The sequence below is a fragment of the Bradyrhizobium sp. genome (assembly GCF_035484855.1).
Taxonomy (GTDB): domain Bacteria; phylum Pseudomonadota; class Alphaproteobacteria; order Rhizobiales; family Xanthobacteraceae; genus Bradyrhizobium.
The window spans coordinates 1-2,284 of the sequence record NZ_DATHOP010000064.1 but is presented as its reverse complement, the minus strand read 5'-3'; the positions used below and the strand labels follow the sequence as shown (position 1 = coordinate 2,284).

At 62.8% G+C, this 2,284-nt stretch carries 2 protein-coding genes; both read right to left on the bottom strand.

Annotated features, from left to right (window positions below):
* On the bottom strand, nucleotides 1–1,718 hold a 1,718-nt coding region (locus tag VK804_RS07640; protein ID WP_325369518.1), incomplete at its 3' end, for a prolyl oligopeptidase family serine peptidase.
* 20 nt (nucleotides 1,719–1,738) lie between these two features.
* Nucleotides 1,739–2,284, bottom strand: a 546-nt coding sequence (locus tag VK804_RS07635) for a TonB-dependent receptor (RefSeq protein WP_325369516.1), incomplete at its 5' end; no start/stop codon positions are given.

Below are 2,284 nucleotides of genomic sequence, written 5' to 3'. Positions count from 1 at the left end.
ACCGCCTTGTCCTTCACCGGATCGCCGAGCAATCCCATTTGATACTGCCGCAGCACGGGCGAGCCACGCTCATACATTGAAAACCAATTGGTGATGCCGCAGATCTCCACACCCGCCGCCCACACTTCCGGCGTCTTGGCTATGGCCATCATGGTCATGTAGCCGCCATAGGAAACGCCGGTGATGCCGACTCGCCGCGCATCGACGTAGCCGCTGTCCACCAAAAACTTCACGCCCGCGACGTAGTCGGTCAGGTCGCCGCCGCCGAGGTCGCGGCGATTGGCTTCCTGAAAGGCACGGCCATAGCCGGTCGAGCCGCGCGGATTCGCGGCGATCACGACGTAACCGCGTGAGGCCAGCGCCACGGCGTCCCGATCGAAATCATCCATGGTCTGCCCCGTCGGACCGCCGTGCGGCAGCGCCACAGCGGGCGCATGGCCATTGCGCGACAAGTTGAAGGGCATCCAAACGAAGGCGCTGATGACGGTCCCGTCGGCGCTGCGGTAGTGGACGATCTGCGTTTTCGGCAGCTTTTCAGGATCGACGCTGGCGAATGCGAATCGCGTGACCGGCGCCGCCTTGCCGCTCGTGCGTTCCAAAACCCAGTAATCGAGCGGCATGTTGCCGGACTGATGCGGAAACAGGATGCGATTGCCATCGGGCGAAAAGGCCGGCAGCTTGCCGTAGTAGTCGGAATTGACGCCGGCCGGCAAAGGCAGCACCGCGCTGCGGCCGCTTGCGGGGTCGTAGGAATAAATCACGTCGCGTCCGTCGACATTGCTGATCATCAGCAACGAATGTCCATCGGGTGAGAAGCGGCCGGCTTTTTGTTCCCATTCATCCGGCTTGATCAAGGTCAGCTTCTGCGTCGTCGTGTCATACACTGCAGCTTGGAGCGAGCCCGCCGCGGTCTCCGTGGTCAGCGCCAACCATCGTCCATCGGGCGAGATATCGCTGGCGGTGTTGAGTCCGGCCTCGCCCGTGGCAAGCACCGGCGTCGCCGCGCCGGTCGCAACCTCGACTCGCCAGACGGCGCCGTGCGTTCGCTCGACATTGGTGCGATTGGCGATCACGAAGCGGCCGTCGGGCGTGAACGCGACCGCGTTCCATTGCATCGTGGGCAGCGTCTCGTGGGTGAGCACACGCACCGTGTGCGTGGCCAGGTCCATGACCGCCACATTGTTCGACGCTCCGGTCTTCATGCGATGACCGAATGCGATCATGCGGCTGTCGTGCGAGAACACCGCGCCGGTTTCGGAAACATCGTCGCTGTGGGTGAGATTGACGACGGCGCCGCCGGACGCGGGAACCGCATACAGATCGAAGATCTCGGCGCCGCCGCGATCGGACTCGAACACCACCCACTTGCCATCCGGCGAGGTCGCAATTCCCATCTGCCGGTCGTCGGACTGCGTCAGCTGCGTCGGGAACGCGCCGCCCGCGGCCACGCTCCACAGATTGAATCGCCCGGTGAGATTGGTTGAGACGATGAACGTGTTCGAGTCTTGGCTCCACGCGGCGTCAAGACTGCTGCGGACATAGAAGAGATCCGCGATCGGCACGGGACCCGCGCCCTCGAGCACCGGTGAGCTCAAGCTTTTCGGATCGGTGAGCGCGCGCGACGGCGGCCCCTTGAGCACCGGCGCTGCCTGCAGCGAAAACGCCAAACCCAGCAACGGCGCGCAGCCGAACCACACCAGCCGTGACTTGAAGTTCATTGGTCTCTCCCCGCGTGTATTTAGAATCTTGCTCGCAGTGTCAGGCCCACGGTACGCGGCCGAATGCGGAACAACTCTTGGTTGTTAATGACCACCGGTCCTACGAGTTGAGCGTCCAATGCGCCGGTTGCGCCCTGGGAATTGCTCAAATTATTGATGAAGGCCACCACCTCGTAAGAACCGAAGTTGACTCCCCCGCGTATGCCCTCGGTGGCAAAGCCGCCGAATTTTGTGCCGTTGTGCTCGAAGTCGGTCCACTCATCGCCCAGATACGAAGCAGTGGCACGCACATAGCCTTGGTAGCCCGCCACCGGAAAGTCGACCTCCGCGTAGGTTGATGCCTGCCCTTCGGGCGCCGCAGGCAGCACATCGCCGTCTTGCACACCCACGAGACCGGTTGCAGGCCGGCTGACGGTCGGATCGTCTTTGGAGATCTCGTTCTTGCTCAGTTGGAAAGCCGCGCCCAAGAGCAGCCACGAAACGGGCTTGGCGTCGACTTGGAACTCGACGCCGTAGAGTCTCGCTTCGCTCGCATTGCCGGTGTAGTTGCCCAGTTGATTCTGCAG